The organism is Serratia sp. TSA_7 (assembly GCF_052692135.1).
Genome location: NZ_JBQZFU010000001.1, coordinates 1,419,311 through 1,439,938, shown reverse-complemented (window position 1 = coordinate 1,439,938; position 20,628 = coordinate 1,419,311). Strand labels below are relative to the sequence as shown.

Here is a 20,628-nt window from a genome sequence, read left to right as displayed (position 1 = left end):
TACACTATGAAAAGGGAAGAGGCTCGGCTGATGGCATTACCACTCACTCACAAGCGGATTTTGATCGTCGAGGACGAACTGGTGTTTCGTTCCGTGCTTGTTGGCTATTTGAAATCGTTGGGAGCGGAGACCAGTGAAGCGACCAATGGTTTGCAGGCGCTGAGTGCCGTCGACGATGTCCATCCCGATTTAATCTTGTGCGATCTCGCCATGCCGGAAATGGGCGGGATCGAGTTTGTCGAACATCTGCGGCTGCAAGGCCTGCAAATCCCGGTTCTGGTGATTTCGGCCACGGATAAAATGGCGGATATCGCCAAGGTACTGCGTTTGGGCGTGCAGGACGTGTTGCTGAAACCGGTGGCCGATCTGAACCGACTGCGTGAAGCGGTATTGGGGTGTTTATATCCCAATATGTTTACCTCTCCGGCTCTGGAAGAAGCAGAGCTGTTCAAGGATTGGAATGCGCTGAGTAAAAATCCTTCCGAAGCGGTAAAATTACTCAAACAGCTTCAGCCGCCGGTGCAACAGACCGTAGCCCATTGTCGGATTAATTATCGGCAATTAACCACCAGCGAGAATCCGGGGTTGGTGCTCGATATAGCCGCACTGTCGGATAAGGACCTGGCTTTCTATTGCCTGGATGTTACCCGCGCCGGTGATAATGGCGTATTGGCTGCGCTGTTGCTGCGTGCTTTATTTAACGGGTTATTGCAGGATCATTTAGTTAATCAGCGTCATCGGTTGCCGCAAATGACAACACTGTTAAAGCAAGTTAATCAATTATTGCGCCAAGGAAAGCTGGAAGGGCAATTTCCTCTGTTAGTTGGTTATTATCACGCCGAATATAAAAACTTGATTCTGGTTTCTGCGGGCCTGCATGCCAATGTGAATACCGGTGACAATCAAATCCAACTGAGCAACGGCGTGCCTCTGGGTATGCTGGGCGCAACCTACATGAACCAAATCAGCCAGCACTGTTCCGCCTGGCAGTGTCAGGTTTGGGGCTCTGGGGGCAGGCTGCGGCTGATGCTTAGCGCCGAATAGCAAGCAGTTGTAAAAATATTATTTGAAATTAAGATATTCAACATACTTATTTTTATCTCAGAAAATCTGATTGGGTAATTGTCCTAAATTTTTTCTATTTGTGCTCAGACTAATGCCAGACAGTCATAAACTGGTATACTCCGAAGGTTTTTTGTATGGCAGATGAAGCTCACAAAATGAGCGCCAATTCTATTAGAGAGAGGAAATAATGCCTGCTGTAAATCGTAAAATCAGAAAGGCAGTGATCCCGGTTGCAGGCTTGGGAACACGAATGTTGCCGGCGACAAAAGCCATCCCAAAAGAAATGTTGCCGCTGGTTGACAAGCCATTGATCCAGTACGTGGTCAACGAATGCATTGCGGCAGGGATTAACGAGATTGTGCTGGTCACCCATTCCTCCAAGAATTCGATTGAAAACCATTTCGATACCAGTTTTGAGCTGGAAGCGATGCTGGAAAAACGCGTTAAGCGTCAACTACTGGATGAAGTGCAGTCTATTTGCCCGAAGGGCGTCACCGTGATGCAAGTGCGTCAAGGGGTGGCGAAAGGCCTTGGGCATGCCATCATGTGCGCTTATCCATTGGTGGGCGATGAGCCGGTTGCCGTAATTTTGCCGGACGTGATCCTCGATGAGTACAGCGCCGATCTGAAAAAAGACAATTTGCACGAAATGTTGCAGCGGTTCGAACAAACCGGCATCAGCCAGATTATGGTTGAACCTGTGCCGCAGAAAGATGTCGGCAATTATGGCGTGGCTGATTGCAAAGGTTATGAACTGCAGGCAGGCGAAAGCGCTCCGATGGTCAGTGTGGTCGAAAAACCTTCGCCAGACGAAGCGCCGTCAAACCTGGCTATTGTTGGCCGCTATGTGCTTTCTGCCGATATCTGGCCGTTGCTGGCGAAAACGCCTCCAGGCGCCGGCGGCGAGATCCAGCTTACCGACAGTATTGAAATGCTGATGCAGCAGGAAACCGTAGAAGCCTATCACCTCAAAGGGGTGAGCCATGACTGCGGCAACAAGCTGGGCTACATGCAGGCTTTCGTCGAGTATGGTCTGCGCCATGCCAGCCTTGGCAAAGAATTTTCTCAGTGGTTGCAACAACTGTTGGCCGCTGATAAGAAATAATTTATTTATCTTTCGTCTTAATTTGAAAAACTAGGATTTTCCCATGAAAGTAACAGTTTTTGGTATTGGCTATGTTGGCCTGGTACAGGCTGCGGTATTGGCAGAAGTCGGCCATGACGTTATGTGTATTGATGTAGACGAGCGTAAAGTCGAAAACCTGAAGAACGGGAATATCCCCATTTTTGAACCCGGTCTGACGCCGCTGGTGCAGCAAAACTATGAAGCGGGTCGTCTGCACTTCACCACCGACGCTAAAGCCGGTGTTGCACACGGTACCATTCAGTTCATCGCCGTGGGGACGCCACCGGATGAAGACGGCTCTGCCGATCTGAAATACGTGACTGCCGTAGCGCGCACCATCGCGGAACATATGACCGATCGCAAGGTGGTGATCGACAAATCTACAGTGCCGGTCGGTACTGCGGATAAAGTACGCCAGGTGATGGAAGAAACCCTGAAAAAACGCGGCAGCACAGTGCCATTCGACGTGGTTTCCAATCCGGAGTTCCTGAAAGAGGGCGCGGCGGTAGCGGACTGCATGCGTCCGGAGCGTATTGTTATCGGTACCGATAACAAAGAGGTTATCGAACCTATCCGTGAGCTTTACGAGCCGTTCAACCGCAATCACGATCGCATGATCATGATGGATATCCGCAGCGCCGAGCTGACCAAATATGCCGCCAACTGTATGCTGGCGACCAAGATCAGCTTTATGAACGAAATGTCCAATCTGGCCGAAATGTTGGGTGCGGATATTGAGAAAGTGCGCCAGGGGATCGGTTCTGACTCGCGTATCGGTTACCACTTCATCTATCCGGGCTGTGGCTACGGCGGCTCATGCTTCCCGAAAGACGTTCAAGCGCTGATCCGCACTGCGGAGCATATTGGTTACCAGCCAAAACTGTTGCAGGCGGTAGAGCAGGTTAACTATCAGCAAAAATATAAGCTGACTAAATTTATCAAGCATCACTTCGGTGAAGATTTGAAAGGTAAAACCTTCGCGTTGTGGGGGTTGGCATTCAAACCCAATACCGACGACATGCGCGAGGCCTCCAGTCGCGTACTGATGGAGCAACTGTGGGAAGCGGGTGCTATCGTTCAAGCCTTCGACCCGGAAGCCATGAACGAGGTACAGCGTATCTATGGTCAGCGTGACGACCTGAAGCTGGTGGGCACCAAAGAGGCGGCGCTGCAGGGGGCTGACGCACTGGTTATCTGTACCGAATGGCAGAATTTCCGTGCGCCAGATTTCGATGTGGTTAAAGGTTCTCTTAAAGAGCCTGTCATTTTTGATGGCCGCAACCTGTTTGATCCAGAACGTCTGGAAAGCCGCGGTTTCACGTATTATGCAATCGGCCGTGGCGCGTCCATTCAGCCGGTTATTTAAGGGGTGAACATGAAATTCCTGGTTACAGGCGCTGCAGGGTTTATTGGTTATCATATTGCTGAGCGTTTGTTGGCTGCCGGGCATCAGGTTGTCGGTATCGACAACCTGAATGATTATTATGATGTGGGCCTGAAAATGGCCCGCCTTGAGTTGCTTTCGGATAAATCTGAATTTCAGTTTATTAAGCTGGATCTGGCCGATCGCGAGGGTATGGCGGGGCTGTTTGCGGAGCAAAAGTTTCAACGGGTGATTCATCTGGGTGCGCAGGCGGGTGTACGTTATTCGCTGGAAAATCCTCTGGCCTATGCGGATGCCAATCTCATTGGGCATTTAAACGTGCTGGAAGGGTGTCGCCACAATAAAGTTGAGCATCTGTTATATGCCTCCTCCAGTTCGGTATACGGTCTGAACCGTAAACTGCCCTTTGCGACGGAAGACTCAGTTGATCATCCGGTGTCATTGTATGCGGCAACCAAAAAAGCCAATGAGCTGATGTCGCACAGCTATTCCCACTTATATGGTATTCCGACTACCGGCCTGCGGTTCTTTACCGTATATGGCCCGTGGGGCCGCCCTGATATGGCGTTGTTTAAATTTACCAAGGCCATATTGGCGGGCGAAAGCATCGACGTATATAACCACGGCGAGATGCACCGCGACTTTACCTACATTGACGATATCGCTGAAGCTATTGTGCGGTTGCAGGCGGTTATTCCTCAGGCTGACGCGGCATGGACGGTCGAGCAGGGTTCACCGGCAACCAGTTCTGCGCCTTATCGTGTCTATAATATCGGCAACAGCAGTTCGGTGAAGTTGATGGAATATATTCGCGCACTGGAGCAGGCGTTAGGGATTGAGGCGCGCAAGAATATGCTGCCGATGCAACCTGGCGACGTTTTGGATACCAGCGCGGATACCGCCGAGCTTTATCGCGTTATCGGCTTCAAGCCGGAAACCGGTGTTGAAGAAGGCGTGAAACGCTTTGTCGAGTGGTATAAGTCATTTTATAAAGTTCAGTAATTGAACAACTGAACAATGTTATAAAGGGGCTGCGGCCCCTTTTTTATGTCTTGAAAAACGCCAGGGATAGCTCAGGCGATAAGAAGAATGGGGAGCCTGGCGTGGGTGGATATTTGCGTCAAAGCTAAGCTGTGGGCTTGGCAGGCAGAAAATACACATAACAAAAAGGCTCCCATAGGGAGCCTTTTTAACGTGCAGCGAAATGCTATTACAGCAGGAAATCGTCCAGAGATTTACCTTGCTCTTCGATAGCTTTCTTAATCACTGCCGGGGTACGGCCCTGGCCGGTCCAGGTTTTCAGTTCGCCGTTTTCGTCTTTATATTGATATTTAGCTGGACGTACTGGACGTTTGGCTTTACCAGCGGCTTTAGTCGCAGCCATAGTTTGCAGCAGTTCATTTGGGTCAATACCGTCAGCAATCAACATTTCACGATATTGCTGCAGTTTACGGGTACGTTCTTCCACTTCTGCTTGAGCCTGGCTGTCTTCTTCGCGACGTTCGTTCACAACAACTTCCAGTTTTTCAAGCATCTCTTCCAGCGTTTCCAGGCTGCATTCTCTTGCCTGTGCGCGTAGAGTACGGATGTTGTTCAAAATCTTTAATGCTTCGCTCATTATCCTAGTCTCAAATTATATTGGTGGGGGGCGTCTGGATAATAATAGAGTGCTCTTTTCTTTTCTGCAATAGCCAAATTGAAAGGAGTGCTCAAATTTATCTTTAAAAAAACGGTTAATCAGATCCGTTTGGCTAATATAGGTAGGGGTGTTAAGTATTACAACCCCCATTTTTAAGTCAAATTTTCAACAGCCGCACTATGTTTGATGGAGCTGTAAGGCATTTATGGCTAAGTTATAATTGTGTTTTATATCGATATTACGACGAATTCTGTGGGCTTAATCACGTGTTTCAGTATGCAGACATTGTAAACAATGGGGGTATGCGGGTAAAGATAACGTCAAGAACTGTGCCTTTGTCTGTTTTATGTCATTAAATTTCTCGGCACTCCCTTTTGGGGTTAATAGATTTGAGTTTGTAACCGGGGGGCAGTCGTGCGACGGCGTCTCTCCACTAGCTTAACCATTAATGCGGAGGGCAAATCATTAGCGGTAATTAATAGTGATGGCAGGCAAAGATTATCCTGTAAATAGATGTAAAAGAGGGGCTGGATCAGAACGAAATGTTTCATTTGAAAGCCTGCTATTACCTTTCCCAGGATATTGAGAACCCAGAGCATGAGCAGGCTTACGGGTTATGGTACACTTAGCGCTTGAATCAACGTCTGAATATTTCTTATACCATTGGAGTTGCGGGCCCATGGCTCAACTTTATTTTTATTATTCTGCTATGAATGCAGGAAAATCCACCGCGCTGTTACAATCTTCATATAATTATCAAGAACGTGGTATGCGCACGTTGGTGTTTACTGCCGAAATCGATCATCGTTTTGGCGTAGGGAAGGTGAGTTCGCGCATCGGATTGTCGTCTCAGGCGCAGCTCTATAATAATGACTCCATGCTCTATGCCATGATTGCTCAGGAACATCAGCAGCAGCCGGTACACTGCGTGTTATTGGATGAAAGCCAATTCTTGACGAAAGCACAGGTTGAGCAATTGTGCGACGTAGTCGACCAACTGGATATTCCGGTGTTGTGCTATGGGTTGCGCACCGACTTTCTGGGTGAGCTGTTTATCGGCAGCCAATATTTGCTGGCTTGGGCGGATAAACTGGTGGAGTTGAAAACCATCTGCCACTGCGGCCGCAAGGCGAATATGGTTCTGAGGCTGGATGAAAGCGGCCAGGCAATGCATGCAGGTGAACAGGTCGTGATAGGCGGTAACGAGAGCTACGTGTCCGTTTGCCGCAAACATTACAAGGAAGCCATACACGCACTGGAGTAAGCCACTGGGCAGCGTAGCACGCATTGTGGGACGTTTTAGCGCTACCGTGCCGTGAGGCCGAATGAATGATTTATCAACATAAAAAAACCGCCTTTCGGCGGTTTTTTTGTCGGCTCAATGAACCGTTATTTTTTGGACTTTTTTTCCGCTTTGGCCGCAACCGGTGCAACCACAACTTCTTCCTCGTCCGCTTCGCTGAACTTACGTCCGTAGAAGGTATCCAGCATGATTTGCTTCAGTTCGGCAATCAGCGGATAACGCGGGTTGGCGCCGGTACATTGGTCGTCAAAGGCGTCTTCGGACAGTTTGTCGACTTTCGCCAGGAAGTCGGCTTCCTGCACGCCGGCTTCACGGATGGAAGCAGGGATGCCCAGCTCGGTTTTGATCTCATCCAGCCATACCAGCAGCTTCTCGATTTTTTGCGCGGTACGGTCGCCCGGTGCGCTCAGGCCGAGGTGGTCGGCGATTTCAGCGTAGCGACGACGTGCCTGTGGGCGGTCGTACTGGCTGAAGGCCGTCTGCTTGGTCGGATTGTCGTTCGCGTTATAGCGAATGACGTTGGAGATCAACATGGCGTTGGCCAGGCCGTGCGGGATATGGAACTCAGAGCCCAGTTTGTGGGCCATGGAGTGGCAAACCCCCAGGAAGGCGTTGGCAAACGCGATACCGGCAATGGTCGCGGCGTTGTGCACACGCTCACGGGCTACCGGGTTCTTGGCGCCTTCCTTGTAGCTGGCTGGCAGATATTCTTTCAGCAATTTCAGGGCTTGCAGCGCCTGGCCGTCAGAGTATTCGTTCGCCAGTACCGATACATAAGCTTCCAGTGCGTGGGTAACCGCATCCAGGCCGCCGAAGGCACAGAGGGATTTCGGCATGTTCATCACCAGGTTGGCGTCAACGATCGCCATATCCGGCGTCAATGCGTAGTCAGCCAGCGGGTATTTCTGGCCGGTCGCATCGTCGGTCACTACCGCAAACGGCGTGACTTCAGAACCGGTACCTGAGGTAGTGGTGACGGCAATCATTTTTGCTTTGACGCCCATTTTCGGGAACTTGTAGATACGTTTACGGATATCCATAAAGCGCAGCGCCAGGTCTTCGAAATGGGTTTCCGGATGCTCGTACAACACCCACATGATCTTCGCAGCATCCATCGGTGAACCACCACCCAGCGCGATGATCACGTCTGGTTTGAAGGAGTTCATCTGCTCGGCGCCTTTACGCACGATGGACAGCGTTGGGTCAGCTTCTACCTCAAAGAACACTTCTGTTTCAATGCCGTGCGATTTCAGAACCGTGGTGATCTGGTCTGCGTAGCCGTTGTTGAACAGGTAACGGTCGGTCACAATGAAGGCGCGTTTTGCCCCGTCGGTCGCTACTTCTTCCAGCGCGATAGGCAATGAGCCACGGCGGAAGTAGATTGATTTCGGAAGTTTATGCCACAACATGTTTTCTGCTCGCTTCGCTACAGTTTTCTTGTTGATCAAGTGTTTTGGACCGACGTTTTCAGAGATGGAGTTACCACCCCAGGAACCGCAGCCCAGCGTCAGTGACGGAGCGAGTTTAAAGTTGTACAGGTCACCGATACCACCCTGAGACGCCGGGGTGTTGATCAGGATACGTGCGGTTTTCATCTTGTCGCCGAAGAAGGCAACGCGTTCCGGTTGGTTATCCTGGTCGGTGTACAGGCAGGACGTATGGCCGATACCGCCCATGGCGACCAGTTTTTCCGCTTTGCTGACGGCGTCTTCAAAATCTTTGGCGCGATACATTGCCAGCGTCGGAGACAGTTTTTCGTGAGCGAAAGGTTCGGATTCATCAACCAATTTCACTTCACCGATCAGTACCTTGGTGCTGGCAGGCACTTTGATGCCGGCCATTTCAGCGATTTTCGGCGCAGATTGGCCGACGATGGCCGCGTTCAGGCCGCCGTTTTTCAGAATGATGTCCTGGACCGCTTTCAGCTCTTTGCCCTGCAGCAGGTAGCCGCCGTGGGAAGAGAAACGCTCACGCACTGCATCATAGACGGAGTCAACGACGATGACAGACTGCTCGGAGGCGCAAATCACGCCGCTGTCGAAGGTTTTAGACATCAAAATAGAGGCAACAACGCGTTTGATGTCCGCTGTCTCGTCAACCACCACCGGAGTATTACCGGCACCAACACCGATTGCAGGCTTGCCGGAGCTGTAGGCGGCTTTCACCATACCTGGGCCGCCGGTAGCGAGGATCAGGTTGATGTCCGGGTGGTGCATTAACTGGTTGGACAGTTCAACGGTAGGCTGGTCAATCCAGCCGACGATGTCTTTTGGTGCCCCGGCAGCGATGGCCGCCTGCAACACGATATCCGCCGCTTTGTTGGTGGCGTTTTTCGCACGCGGATGTGGCGAGAAGATAATGCCGTTACGGGTTTTCAGGCTGATCAGCGCTTTAAAAATAGCCGTAGAGGTTGGGTTGGTGGTCGGTACGATACCGCAAATCAAGCCAATAGGCTCGGCGATGGTGATCGTGCCAAAGGTATCGTCTTCAGACAGGATACCGCAGGTTTTTTCATCTTTATACGCGTTGTAGATATACTCTGAAGCGAAGTGGTTTTTGATCACTTTATCTTCAACGATACCCATACCGGATTCTTCAACGGCCATTTTGGCCAGGGGAATACGGGCATCGGCAGCGGCGAGGGCAGCAGCGCGGAAGATTTTATCAACTTGCTCTTGAGTGAAGTTGGCATATTCGCGCTGGGCTTTTTTGACACGTGCGACTAGCTCGTTCAGTTCAGCGACATTCGTTACAGCCATAATGCTCTCCTGATAATGTTAAACTCTTTCAGTAAATAAGCCGTGCGAGCAACTAGTATAGACACCTAAGCGGAAAATGCTGCTTAAAAACAAGGGCTTTCCATACTGTGCAACGCATGCTGCTGATTTGCTTAAAGAGCTTTCCCACTGCCTCTGGGGAAGACCGGTGGGCTGAACAGAGATACCTCTTTTTCCTTAACCTGTTCTACTCCCTGACTACGACTAAGAGCTTAACTACTCTTGATTAGCGATTTTGTGATTTAAATCATGAAAAGTGCAGGCTGACACCATTCAGCTCTAGTTGTTGATAATTATTCTTGATAACTGTGTGGCAGACGTGTTTTTTAAACATAAAAAATCATAAACCACACATTACTTTAACAATAGTGAATTATTTCATAACTTTTATTCTTAATGGATAAAAATGCTGCATTTGGCCAATAGATTACCCGTGGCAATTCAATTACATTAGCGCGCGTAGGCAGTATCACTTTTCAAAGCTATTTAAGCGGAGTCATTTGTGGGCCAATCTCTGTTGGATTTTTCCGGCTACATTAAATTTTTTGTCGGCCTGTTTGCGCTGGTGAACCCGGTGGGCATTTTGCCGGTGTTCATCAGCATGACCAGCTACCAGGCGGCGGCCGGACGCAATAAAACGAACATGACCGCCAACCTGTCGGTTGCCATTATCCTGTGGACCTCGCTGTTTCTGGGGGAGGGGATTTTGCGCATGTTCGGCATCTCTATTGATTCGTTCCGCATTGCCGGCGGCATTCTGGTGGTAAGCATTGCCATGTCGATGATCAGCGGCAAGCTGGGTGAAGATAAACAGAACAAGCAGGAAAAATCAGAGAGCGCGATCCGTGAAAGCATCGGCGTGGTGCCGTTGGCGTTGCCCCTGATGGCGGGGCCGGGCGCTATCAGTTCCACTATTGTCTGGAGTTCCCGTTATCACAATTGGCAAAACCTGCTGGGTTTTAGCCTGGCGATTGCGTTGTTTGCTTTCTGCTGTTGGCTGCTGTTCCGTGCCGCTCCCTTGCTGGTGCGTTTATTGGGACAAACCGGCATCAACGTTATTACCCGAATCATGGGTCTGCTCCTGATGGCATTGGGTATCGAGTTTATTGTTACCGGTATTAAAGCCATATTCCCGGGGCTGTTGTAATCAGGTCAGTGGGTCGCGAATAGGATAATTCGCGACTCAAATTAATTTTAACTTTTAAAATTAATTATTGGCTCGCATTAATATAGTGCGGAATGTGAATAAATTTTCTTCACTTGCACCATGATGTGGCATAAATCCCACTTTGCTGCTCAATAAAAGCTCTAATCGCTATTTCTGACCCTTATCTTGCGCCTTTTCTGCCCGTTATAGCCTGCCTAATGTCAAATCTGCTGTTAATTTAGTCACATCATTCTGTAGGGCTTGTCTCGCTTTCATCCAGGTGTTATTAGTGATTAACCGCGTATAAGCAGGCGTTTGTTCTTTGAACGGGCTCTTTGTTAACTGAATGTTTCTTAGTAGTGCGTTCTGGCCTGCGGTGCAGAAATTGTACAAAGAATATTTTAATTTTATTCAATAAAATCAATCTGTTAGTTATTGATTGGGTTGTCTGGTTAGCGGTGGGGCAAATCGCACACTGGGCAATAAAAGAGAATTGCTTAACATTTTTGTAAAAATTATTGGCTATGGAATTTGGCTTCTGCTAATTTCCGAGCAACTTTATTCGCTTAGATAATTGCAGAGCGTCGTCAAAGTAGGAACGATTCTTGCTGGTGTCCGTTATTTAGAATTCTTATAAATACTTCACAAATATCGATAAGCAATGCTTGTCGGTGAAAAGGAGCCTCGACTATGCAGCAAACAATGAAGCGCACGCCGTTGACCATGTTCATTGCCGGCATGCTGGGTATCAGCGCCGTTTATTCCGTACAGGCGGCCGATGTTCCGGCCGGGGTGCAATTGGCCCAACAGCAAAGCATTGTGATCAACAACGGCAGCGAAGTCGCTTCATTGGATCCGCACAAGGTCGAAGGAACGCCTGAAAGCAATATCATTCTTAACCTGCTGGAAGGATTGGTCAGCACCGACGCCAATGGGCATGTGGTGCCGGCGGCGGCGACAACCTGGGAAAACCAGGATTTTAAAACCTGGACTTTCCACCTGCGCGCGGATGCGGTGTGGAGCGACGGTTCCCCGGTTACCGCGCAGGACTTTGTCTACAGTTGGCAGCGTCTGGCCGACCCCAAAATCGCTTCCCCTTACGCCAGCTATTTGCAATACGCCAAAATTGAAAACGTCGACGATATCCTGACCGGCAAGAAAAGCCCGCAAACCCTTGGCGTCAAGGCTATCGATGACAAAACGCTGCAGGTTCAACTGAGCGAGCCGGTGCCGTACTTTGTCAGCATGTTGAGCCATACCTCGTTGAAACCGGTAAAACGAGCGGTAGTTGAAAAGTTTGGCGACAAATGGACGTTGCCCGCCAACTATGTCGGCAACGGCGCTTACCGCCTGAAAGAGTGGGTGGTGAATGAGCGCATTGTGCTTGAGCGCAGCCCGAGCTACTGGAACAACAAAAAAACGGTCATCGACCAGGCGACCTTCTTGCCGATCGCTTCAGAGGTCAGCGACGTCAACCGCTTCCGCAGCGGTGAGATTGATATCACCAACAATGCTATCCCGCCGAATCTGTTCGTGAAGATGAAAAAAGAAATCCCGGAGCAACTGCACGTTAACCCGTTCCTGTGCACGTTCTATTACGAGATCAATAATCAGCGCGCACCTTTTACCGATGCCCGGGTGCGCACTGCGGTGAAGCTAACGCTCGATCGCGACATCATCGCCAACAAAATCATGGGTCAGGGCCAGATCCCGGCGTACAACTTCACCCCAACCTTTACCGATGGCGCCAGATTCACCACGCCGGAATGGGCGGGCTGGAGCCAGGAGCAGCGTAATGCCGAAGCGAAGAAACTGTTGGCGCAAGCCGGTTTCACTGCGGCAAAACCTTTGAAGTTCACGCTGTTGTACAACACCTCTGATCAAAACAAACAGCAGGCGATCGCTGCGGCGTCGATGTGGAAGAAAAACCTCGGGGCGGATGTCACGTTGCGCAATCAGGAGTGGAAAACCTCGTTGGAAAGCCGTCATCAAGGGGACTACGACGTGGCGCGCGCGACCTGGTGCGGCGATTATAACGAGCCAAGCGCTTTCCTGAATCTGGTGGTTTCCAATAGCAGCATGAACACTATCTTCTACAAGAGCCCGGCATTCGACGCCCTGATGGCCAGTACGCTGAAGGCGCCGGATGAGGCTGCACGCGCCGTGATTTATCAACAGGCGGAAGCGCAGTTGGATAAAGATTCTGCGTTGGTTCCGGTGTATTACCGTGTCAGCGCGCGCCTGATCAGGCCGTCGGTCGGGGGCTTTACCGGCAAAGATCCGCTGGATTATACCGACGTAAAAAATCTGTACATCATCAAGCAGTAAAAGGGGTATTACGCCACGCCAACAACGAGGAGTAATACAGGGAAGGCCGCCTGCCGCCTTCGTTCATCGGCAGCCGGTATAACAAGGTCCGCTCACGGGCAACGCAGGCTCCACGATGAGTCTGTGATAATAAAAAACTGGAGTATATCAATGACCAACATCACGAAAAAAAACCTCCTTGCCGCCGGCATCATTGCCGCGCTGGGCATCACAGCAACCGGCAGCGCAATTGCTGCCGTCGTGCCCGCAGGTGTGCAACTGGCAGAGAAACAAGAGATCGTTAAAAACAACGGTTCGGAAGTACAGTCGCTGGATCCGCATAAAATCGAAGGTGTGCCGGAAAATAACGTAACGCGCGATCTGATGGAAGGTCTGGCCAACAACGGCCTGGATGGGGCCGTCGTGCCGGGTGTGGCGGAAAGCTGGGATAACAAGGATTTTAAAGTCTGGACCTTCCACCTGCGTAAAGACGCGAAATGGTCGAACGGCAAACCGGTAACGGCGCAAGATTTCGTGTATAGCTGGCAACGCGTGGTGGATCCGAAAACCGCATCCCCTTATGCCAGCTATCTGCAATACGCCCACGTAGAAAACGTGGATGACATCATCGCAGGCAAGAAAGACAAATCAACCTTGGGCGTGAAAGCCATTGACGACCATACCTTCCAGGTTACCTTGACCGAGCCGGTACCTTACCTGGTTGAAATGACGCCGCACTACGCGATGAAACCGGTGTTTAAAGACGCCGTAGAGAAGTATGGCGAGAAGTGGACTCTGCCTGCCAACTACGTCAGCAACGGCGCTTATAAACTGAAAGACTGGGTAGTCAACGAACGCATCGTACTGGAACGTAACCCGGAATATTGGGATAACGCAAAAACCATCATTAATAAAGTCACGTTCCTGCCAATTGCGTCGGAAGTGACCGACGTTAACCGCTACCGTACCGGTGAAATCGACATGACTTACAACAACATGCCGATCGAGCTGTTCCAGAAGCTGAAAAAAGAGATCCCGAAAGAAGTTCATGTTGATCCGTACCTGTGTACCTATTACTACGAAATCAACAACCAGAAAGCGCCGTTTACCGATGAGCGCGTACGTGAAGCGCTGAAACTGGGCCTGGACCGTGACATCATCACCAATAAAGTGAAAAACCAGGGTGACCTGCCTGCCTACAGCTTCACGCCGCCTTATACCGATGGCGCCAAGTTGACTCCGCCGGAATGGTTCGGTTGGACGCAGGAAAAACGCAACGAAGTGGCGAAGAAACTGCTGGCAGACGCGGGTTACGGCCCAGGCAAACCGCTGACTTTCTCGCTGCTGTACAACACCTCAGATCTGCACAAGAAGCTGGCGATTGCCGCCGCCTCCATCTGGAAGAAAAACCTGGGTGTGGATGTGAAGCTGGTGAACCAGGAGTGGAAAACCTTCCTGGATACCCGTCATCAGGGTAACTATGACGTATCTCGCGCCGGCTGGTGTGCGGACTACAACGAACCTAGCTCGTTCCTGAACATGATGCTGTCTGACAGCAGCAGTAACACCCCGCACTACAAGAGCGCCGAGTTCGACAAGCTGATGGCTAACGTGCTGACGGCGAAAACCAAAGAAGAACGTGCCGAACTGTATCAGAAAGCCGAAGTTCAGCTGGATAAAGACTCCGCCATCGTTCCGGTTTATTACTATGTGAATGCCCGTCTGGTGAAACCTTATGTTGGCGGTTACACCGGCCAAGACCCGCTTGATAACGTGTACGACAAAAACCTGTACATCATCAAGCATTGATACGGTAAGCGCCGGCGGTGCGAACCGCCGGCCCATGTTGAGAATAATAAGCCGTTATCAGGCTGCAGCACAGGGTTAGGGCAATGCTAAAATTTATATTTCGTCGCTTGTTAGAAGCGATCCCGACACTATTTATCCTTATCACCATTTCATTCTTCATGATGCGTTTGGCCCCCGGCAGCCCCTTTACCGGTGAGCGTGCATTGCCACCGGAAGTGATGGCCAATATCGAAGCCAAATACCATTTGAATGATCCTATCTGGAAACAGTACGGCCATTATCTGGCTCAGCTTGCGCAAGGTGATTTTGGCCCGTCCTTCAAATACAAGGATTATTCGGTCAACGATCTGGTCGCCGCTTCTTTCCCGGTTTCAGCCAAATTGGGCCTGGCCGCATTTTTGCTGGCGGTGGTTTTGGGGGTTAGCGCCGGTGTCATTGCCGCATTGAATCAAAATACCAAATGGGATTATACGGTAATGGGGTTTGCCATGACCGGGGTGGTTATCCCCAGTTTCGTGGTGGCGCCGTTGCTGGTATTGATTTTCGCCATCACGCTGAAATGGTTGCCAGGCGGAGGTTGGAACGGCGGGGCACCGAAATTTATCATCTTGCCGATGGTGGCGTTGTCGCTGGCCTATATTGCCAGTATCGCCCGTATCACGCGCGGATCGATGATTGAAGTGCTGCACTCAAACTTTATCCGTACAGCCCGTGCCAAGGGTTTGCCAATGCGCCGCATCATTCTGCGTCATGCCTTGAAACCTGCGTTATTGCCGGTGCTTTCTTATATGGGGCCTGCCTTTGTCGGCATCATCACCGGTTCGATGGTGATCGAAACCATTTATGGCCTGCCGGGCATCGGCCAGCTGTTCGTTAACGGTGCGCTGAACCGCGACTATTCTCTGGTATTGAGCCTAACCATTCTGGTGGGTGGCCTGACTATTCTGTTTAACGCGATTGTTGACGTGCTGTACGCCGTTATCGATCCCAAAATTCGTTATTAAGCTGGAGCACGCAAATGATGTTGACGAAAAAGAACAGCGAAGCTCTGGAACACTTCGGCGAAAAGCTGGAAGTGGAAGGGCGCAGCCTGTGGCAGGATGCTCGTCGCCGCTTTGTGCATAACCGTGCGGCGGTCAGCAGCCTGTTTGTGCTGGGGCTGATTACCCTGTTTGTGATTGTAGCGCCGTGGCTGTCTCAGTTCGCCTATGACGATACCGACTGGGCGATGATGTCGGCTGCGCCGAGTCTTGAATCTGCGCACTACTTCGGCACTGACTCCTCCGGCCGCGATTTGCTGGTGCGCGTGGCGATTGGCGGGCGCATCTCGCTGATGGTCGGCGTGGCTGCGGCGCTGGTGGCGGTGATTGTCGGTACCCTGTACGGCGCGATGTCAGGTTACCTGGGCGGCAAGACCGACTCGGTGATGATGCGTTTGCTGGAGATCCTCAACTCCTTCCCGTTCATGTTCTTCGTGATCCTGCTGGTGACCTTCTTCGGTCAAAATATCCTGCTGATCTTTGTGGCAATCGGCATGGTGTCGTGGCTGGATATGGCGCGTATTGTGCGTGGGCAAACCCTGAGCTTAAAGCGTAAAGAATTTATCGAAGCGGCATTGGTGTGCGGGGTTTCAACCCGAAATATCGTACTGCGCCATATCGTGCCTAACGTGCTTGGCGTGGTGGTGGTGTATGCCTCATTGCTGGTGCCGAGCATGATCCTGTTCGAATCCTTCCTCAGCTTCCTGGGGCTGGGCACGCAGGAGCCATTAAGCAGCTGGGGCGCATTGCTCAGCGACGGCGCCAACTCGATGGAAGTTTCACCGTGGTTGCTGCTGTTCCCGGCGGGTTTCCTGGTAGTCACTCTGTTTTGTTTCAACTTTATCGGCGACGGTCTGCGTGACGCCCTCGACCCGAAAGATCGTTAAGGAGTGCCATCATGAGCACCATTGAAAACCCGCAGTTGCAAACCAGTGCCGTCGCCAAATCGCCGCTGTTGCTGGATGTAAAAGACCTGCGCGTGACCTTCGGCACCCCGGACGGTGACGTGACGGCAGTGAACGATCTGAACTTCGACCTGCGAGCCGGTGAAACGCTGGGCATCGTCGGTGAGTCCGGTTCGGGCAAATCCCAGACCGCTTTCGCGCTGATGGGGCTGTTGGCCAGCAACGGCCGCATCGGCGGCTCGGCTAAATTTAACGGCCGCGAAATCCTCAACCTGCCGGAAAAACAGCTCAACAAGCTGCGGGCGGAAGAGATTTCGATGATCTTCCAGGATCCGATGACGTCGCTTAATCCTTATATGCGCGTTGGCGAGCAGTTGATGGAAGTGCTGATGCTGCATAAAAAAATGAGCAAAAGCGAAGCCTTCGAAGAGTCGGTGCGTATGCTCGATGCGGTAAAAATGCCGGAAGCGCGCAAGCGCATGCGCATGTATCCGCATGAGTTCTCCGGCGGTATGCGCCAGCGGGTGATGATCGCCATGGCGTTGCTGTGTCGGCCCAAACTATTGATTGCCGATGAACCGACCACCGCACTGGATGTGACGGTTCAGGCACAGATTATGACGTTGTTGAATGAACTGAAACGCGAGTTCAACACGGCCATTATCATGATCACCCACGATTTGGGCGTGGTGGCCGGTATCTGCAATAAGGTGCTGGTCATGTACGCCGGGCGCACGATGGAATACGGCAGCGCGCGTGATGTGTTCTATCACCCAAGCCACCCTTATTCCATCGGTCTGTTGAATGCGGTACCGCGTTTGGACGCTGAAGGTGAAGCCTTGATGACCATTCCCGGCAACCCGCCGAATCTGCTGCGTCTGCCGAAAGGTTGCCCGTTCCAGCCGCGTTGTCAGTTCGCTATGGAACAATGTGCGAGCGCTCCGCCGTTGGAGCAGTTTGGTGAAGGGCGCCTGCGCGCCTGCTTTAAACCGGTGGAGGCGTTGGTATGACAGCGGTAACCGACAAGAAAGTGCTGCTCGAAGTGGCCGATTTGAAAGTGCACTTCGACATTCATGATGACAAACAGTGGTTCTGGCAGCCGGCGAAAACCCTGAAGGCGGTCGACGGCGTGACGCTGCGGTTGTTCGAAGGGGAAACGCTGGGCGTGGTTGGCGAGTCCGGTTGCGGAAAATCGACCTTCGCCCGCGCCATTATCGGCCTGGTGAAAGCCACCAGCGGGCGCGTTGCCTGGTTAGGTAAGGATCTGCTCGGCATGAGCGATACCGACTGGCGCAAAACGCGCAGCGATATCCAGATGATCTTCCAGGATCCGCTGGCCTCACTGAACCCACGCATGACCATCGGCGAAATCATCGCCGAACCGTTGCGCACCTATTACCCGAAGATGCCGCGTCAGGAAGTGAAGGACAAGGTAAAGGCGATGATGCTGAAGGTGGGCTTGTTGCCAAACTTGATCAACCGCTATCCGCATGAGTTCTCCGGCGGTCAGTGTCAGCGTATCGGCATTGCGCGTGCGTTGATCCTGGAACCGAAGTTGGTGATCTGTGACGAACCGGTCTCTGCACTGGATGTGTCGATTCAGGCGCAGGTGGTCAACCTGTTGCAGCAACTGCAGCGTGAAATGGGGCTGTCGTTGATCTTCATCGCCCATGACCTGGCGGTCGTCAAGCACATCTCCGACCGCGTGCTGGTGATGTATCTGGGCCATGCGGTGGAGCTGGGAACCTACGATGAGGTGTACCACAACCCGCAGCACCCTTACACCAAAGCGCTGATGTCGGCGGTGCCGATCCCGGACCCGGACAAGGAGAGGGAAAAACAGATCCAACTGCTGGAAGGGGAATTGCCTTCGCCGATCAACCCGCCTTCAGGCTGCGTGTTCCGCACTCGCTGCCCGATTGCCGGGCCGGAATGCGCCAAAACCCGGCCGCTGCTGGAGGGGAGTTTCCGCCATGCGGTGTCGTGCCTGAAAGTCGATCCTTTATAATTTACCCGTCGTCTTCAAGCCGCAGCCTTGTTCGCTGCGTCACCAAAAAAAACCCGCCAACGTTGGCGGGTTTTTTCATACAAGCAGGACGCTTATTCTTTCCACAAAATGTGGCACAGCTTGTGGTCTTTCTCGCGGCAGAGCAATACGCGGGCAAACACGTCGTTGATCGGTTCGCCATCGCTGTCTGCGAGGCCAATGACCACTTCGGCAAAAAAGTCCGGGTTCAGGTCAAAATCCACATGTTCCGACCAGTCTTCCGCCGGATCATACAGCTCGGCGCCGCCGCGTTCCTCAAATTGCAGGTTGAACAGCAGAATATCCGCCGGATCCAGATTGTCGCCGGCCAATTCCAGAAAGATGTCATAAGCCTGTTCCAGCGTTTCGTCTTCGGTAAGGCGGTTATTCAAATCCATAAAAAAATCCCGATAAAAAATGATTTGGCATTATTAAACCATGCCCGACGCGGCTTTTATAGCAGCGGACTGAAAAAGTAGAACAGGCGTTCGACAATACGGTGCCAGAACGGCCGTTTCTGCCACTCTTGGGCGTTCAGCAACTGTGAGCGGGCGATATAGTCATCCTGCACGCAGGCCAGATCGCTGCCGAAGCCGTCATCGTCGATGACCAGGGTGATTTCAAAGTTCAACCACAGGCTGCGCATGTCAAGATTCACCGTGCCTACCAGGCTGAGTTGACCATCGACCAGTACGCTCTTGGTATGCAGCAGGCCGCCTTCAAACTGGTAGATGCGCACGCCGGCTTCGAGTAATTCAGAGAAGAAGGAACGGCTGGCCCAGCGTACCATCGTTGAATCGTTGTCGCGCGGCACTATGATGCTGACTTCGACGCCACGCAGCGCGGCGGTGCAAATGGCATGCAGCAGATCGTCGCTCGGTACGAAATAAGGCGTCGTCATGATCAATTGCTCACGCGCAGAGTACACGGCGGTCAGCAACGCCTGATGGATCATCTCATCCGGGAAGCCGGGGCCGGAGGCGATGACCTGAATGGTGTGGCCGCTTTCTTGTTCGAACGGCATGATATTGACATCGGGCGGCGGCGGCAGAATGCGTTTGCCGGTTTCAATCTCCCAGTCACAGGCATAAACGATACCCATGGTGCTGGCGACCGGGCCTTCCATACGCGCCATCAGATCGATCCATTGGCCGACGCCTGCGCCCTGTTTGAAATAACGCGGATCGACCATATTCATACTGCCGGTATAGGCGATGTAGTTGTCGATCAGGATGACTTTGCGGTGCTGACGTAAATCCATTCGGCGCAGGAACACGCGGAACAGGTTAACCTTGAGCGCTTCTACCACCTCGATGCCGGCATTGCGCATCATGCCCGGATAAGGGCTGCGGAAAAACTGCAGGCTGCCGGCAGAGTCCAGCATCACCCGGCAGTGCACGCCGCGTCGCGCGGCAGCCATCAGCGATTCGGCGACCTGATCCACCAGCCCGCCGGGTTGCCAGATATAGAACACCATCTCAATATTATGGCGTGCCAGCTCGATATCGCGGATCAGGGCCTTCATCGTCGAGTCTGTGGTGGTGAGCAATTGCAGTTGATTGCCCTTAACGCCATCAATACCCTGGCGACGATCGCACAGCTGGAACAGAGGCCTGGCAACCTCGCTGTATTCCGTAGCGAAGATCCGTTGGCTCTCTTTTAATTCGCTGAGCCAGCGAGCGGTCGAGGGCCACATCGCTTTGGCTCGTTCGGCGCGACGTTTGCCTAAATGCAATTCGCCGAAAGATAAATAAGCCACGATACCGAATAACGGCAGAATATAGATAACCAACAGCCAGGCCATGGCGGAAGGTACAGCGCGACGTTTCATCAGAATACGTAGCGTGACCCCGGCGATAAGCAGCCAGTAACCGAACACCATGAGCCAACTGATTACGGTATAAAATGTTGTCATAAAGGCGAAAAATCCTGTTCGCAAACCACCAACAATGAGTGTACGCACAGAATGGTAAAGGGGGAACCTTTTCTCGGCGCTTATGTTGCATAAATATGATTGCCTTAAGGCACTTGCTGAAAGCGAAAAAAACATTTTTATCCGGCCATCGCGTCGCTTGGCGACGTGAAAGTGCGACGAACTGT

The 20,628-nt window shown here is 51.8% G+C and carries 16 protein-coding genes; 12 read left to right on the top strand and 4 right to left on the bottom strand.

The features are described 5' to 3' along the window. Positions 1-30 precede the first annotated feature (30 nt). From rssB to ACUTQW_RS06820, 4 genes are all read left to right on the top strand, one after another. On the top strand, positions 31-1,044 hold the full coding sequence (gene rssB, locus ACUTQW_RS06835; RefSeq protein ID WP_004945343.1) for a two-component system response regulator RssB: 1,014 nt from the start codon (positions 31-33) through the stop codon (positions 1,042-1,044). A gap of 208 nt (positions 1,045-1,252) precedes the next feature. Next, positions 1,253-2,170 (top strand): UTP--glucose-1-phosphate uridylyltransferase GalU, encoded by a 918-nt coding sequence (gene galU / locus ACUTQW_RS06830; protein ID WP_004945340.1) that lies wholly within the window; start codon positions 1,253-1,255, stop codon positions 2,168-2,170. A 43-nt stretch (positions 2,171-2,213) separates the two neighbouring features. Beyond that, entirely contained in the window at positions 2,214-3,557 is a 1,344-nt protein-coding gene (locus ACUTQW_RS06825) for a UDP-glucose dehydrogenase family protein (protein WP_006325794.1), read from the top strand. A 9-nt stretch (positions 3,558-3,566) separates the two neighbouring features. Further along, the gene (locus tag ACUTQW_RS06820; RefSeq protein WP_006325793.1) at positions 3,567-4,577 is read left to right on the top strand and encodes an NAD-dependent epimerase; all 1,011 of its coding nucleotides are present in this window, start codon (positions 3,567-3,569) and stop codon (positions 4,575-4,577) included. 208 nt (positions 4,578-4,785) lie between these two features. Here ACUTQW_RS06820 and hns read toward each other — a convergent pair whose 3' ends face one another. After that, complete coding sequence (gene hns / locus ACUTQW_RS06815; RefSeq protein ID WP_004945327.1) at positions 4,786-5,193, bottom strand: histone-like nucleoid-structuring protein H-NS; 408 nt, start codon at positions 5,191-5,193, stop codon at positions 4,786-4,788. A gap of 700 nt (positions 5,194-5,893) precedes the next feature. Between hns and ACUTQW_RS06810 the strand changes: the two genes are divergently transcribed. Beyond that, positions 5,894-6,478 carry a thymidine kinase gene (locus tag ACUTQW_RS06810; RefSeq protein ID WP_004945324.1) on the top strand — a complete coding sequence of 195 codons (585 nt, stop codon included), beginning with the start codon at positions 5,894-5,896 and terminating at the stop codon, positions 6,476-6,478. A gap of 125 nt (positions 6,479-6,603) precedes the next feature. Here the strand turns inward: ACUTQW_RS06810 and adhE are convergent, their stop codons facing one another. Next, a complete protein-coding gene (gene adhE / locus ACUTQW_RS06805; RefSeq protein WP_006325792.1) occupies positions 6,604-9,276 on the bottom strand; it encodes a bifunctional acetaldehyde-CoA/alcohol dehydrogenase in 2,673 nt (890 codons plus the stop codon). 520 nt (positions 9,277-9,796) lie between these two features. On the opposite strand from adhE, the gene ACUTQW_RS06800 reads away from it, so the two are divergent. The 7 genes from ACUTQW_RS06800 to oppF all read left to right on the top strand — a co-directional run bounded on the left by ACUTQW_RS06800 (position 9,797) and on the right by oppF (position 18,510). Beyond that, positions 9,797-10,441, top strand: a complete 645-nt coding sequence (locus tag ACUTQW_RS06800; RefSeq protein WP_004945318.1) for a YchE family NAAT transporter — start codon at positions 9,797-9,799, stop codon at positions 10,439-10,441. Between the two features lie 690 nt (positions 10,442-11,131). After that, positions 11,132-12,769 (top strand): ABC transporter substrate-binding protein, encoded by a 1,638-nt coding sequence (locus ACUTQW_RS06795; protein WP_020439161.1) that lies wholly within the window; start codon positions 11,132-11,134, stop codon positions 12,767-12,769. Between the two features lie 150 nt (positions 12,770-12,919). Continuing rightward, positions 12,920-14,557, top strand: coding sequence for an oligopeptide ABC transporter substrate-binding protein OppA (gene oppA / locus ACUTQW_RS06790; protein WP_020439160.1), 1,638 nt, complete (start codon positions 12,920-12,922; stop codon positions 14,555-14,557). 83 nt (positions 14,558-14,640) lie between these two features. Continuing rightward, positions 14,641-15,561, top strand: coding sequence for an oligopeptide ABC transporter permease OppB (oppB, locus tag ACUTQW_RS06785; RefSeq protein WP_004945308.1), 921 nt, complete (start codon positions 14,641-14,643; stop codon positions 15,559-15,561). Positions 15,562-15,575: 14 nt separating this feature from the next. After that, positions 15,576-16,484, top strand: coding sequence for an oligopeptide ABC transporter permease OppC (oppC, locus tag ACUTQW_RS06780; RefSeq protein WP_004945306.1), 909 nt, complete (start codon positions 15,576-15,578; stop codon positions 16,482-16,484). A gap of 11 nt (positions 16,485-16,495) precedes the next feature. After that, entirely contained in the window at positions 16,496-17,512 is a 1,017-nt protein-coding gene (locus ACUTQW_RS06775) for an ABC transporter ATP-binding protein (protein WP_004945304.1), read from the top strand. Then, a complete protein-coding gene (gene oppF / locus ACUTQW_RS06770) occupies positions 17,509-18,510 on the top strand; it encodes a murein tripeptide/oligopeptide ABC transporter ATP binding protein OppF (RefSeq protein WP_004945302.1) in 1,002 nt (333 codons plus the stop codon). Before ACUTQW_RS06775 ends, oppF begins: the two co-directional genes overlap by 4 nt. Before the next feature lie 92 nt (positions 18,511-18,602). Here the strand turns inward: oppF and ACUTQW_RS06765 are convergent, their stop codons facing one another. Both ACUTQW_RS06765 and cls read right to left on the bottom strand, forming a co-directional pair. Beyond that, entirely contained in the window at positions 18,603-18,926 is a 324-nt protein-coding gene (locus tag ACUTQW_RS06765) for an HI1450 family dsDNA-mimic protein (protein WP_004945300.1), read from the bottom strand. A gap of 56 nt (positions 18,927-18,982) precedes the next feature. Further along, positions 18,983-20,443: a cardiolipin synthase gene (cls, locus tag ACUTQW_RS06760; RefSeq protein WP_004945298.1), complete on the bottom strand. Its 1,461-nt coding sequence runs from the start codon at positions 20,441-20,443 to the stop codon at positions 18,983-18,985. Between the last annotated feature and the right edge of the window lie 185 nt (positions 20,444-20,628).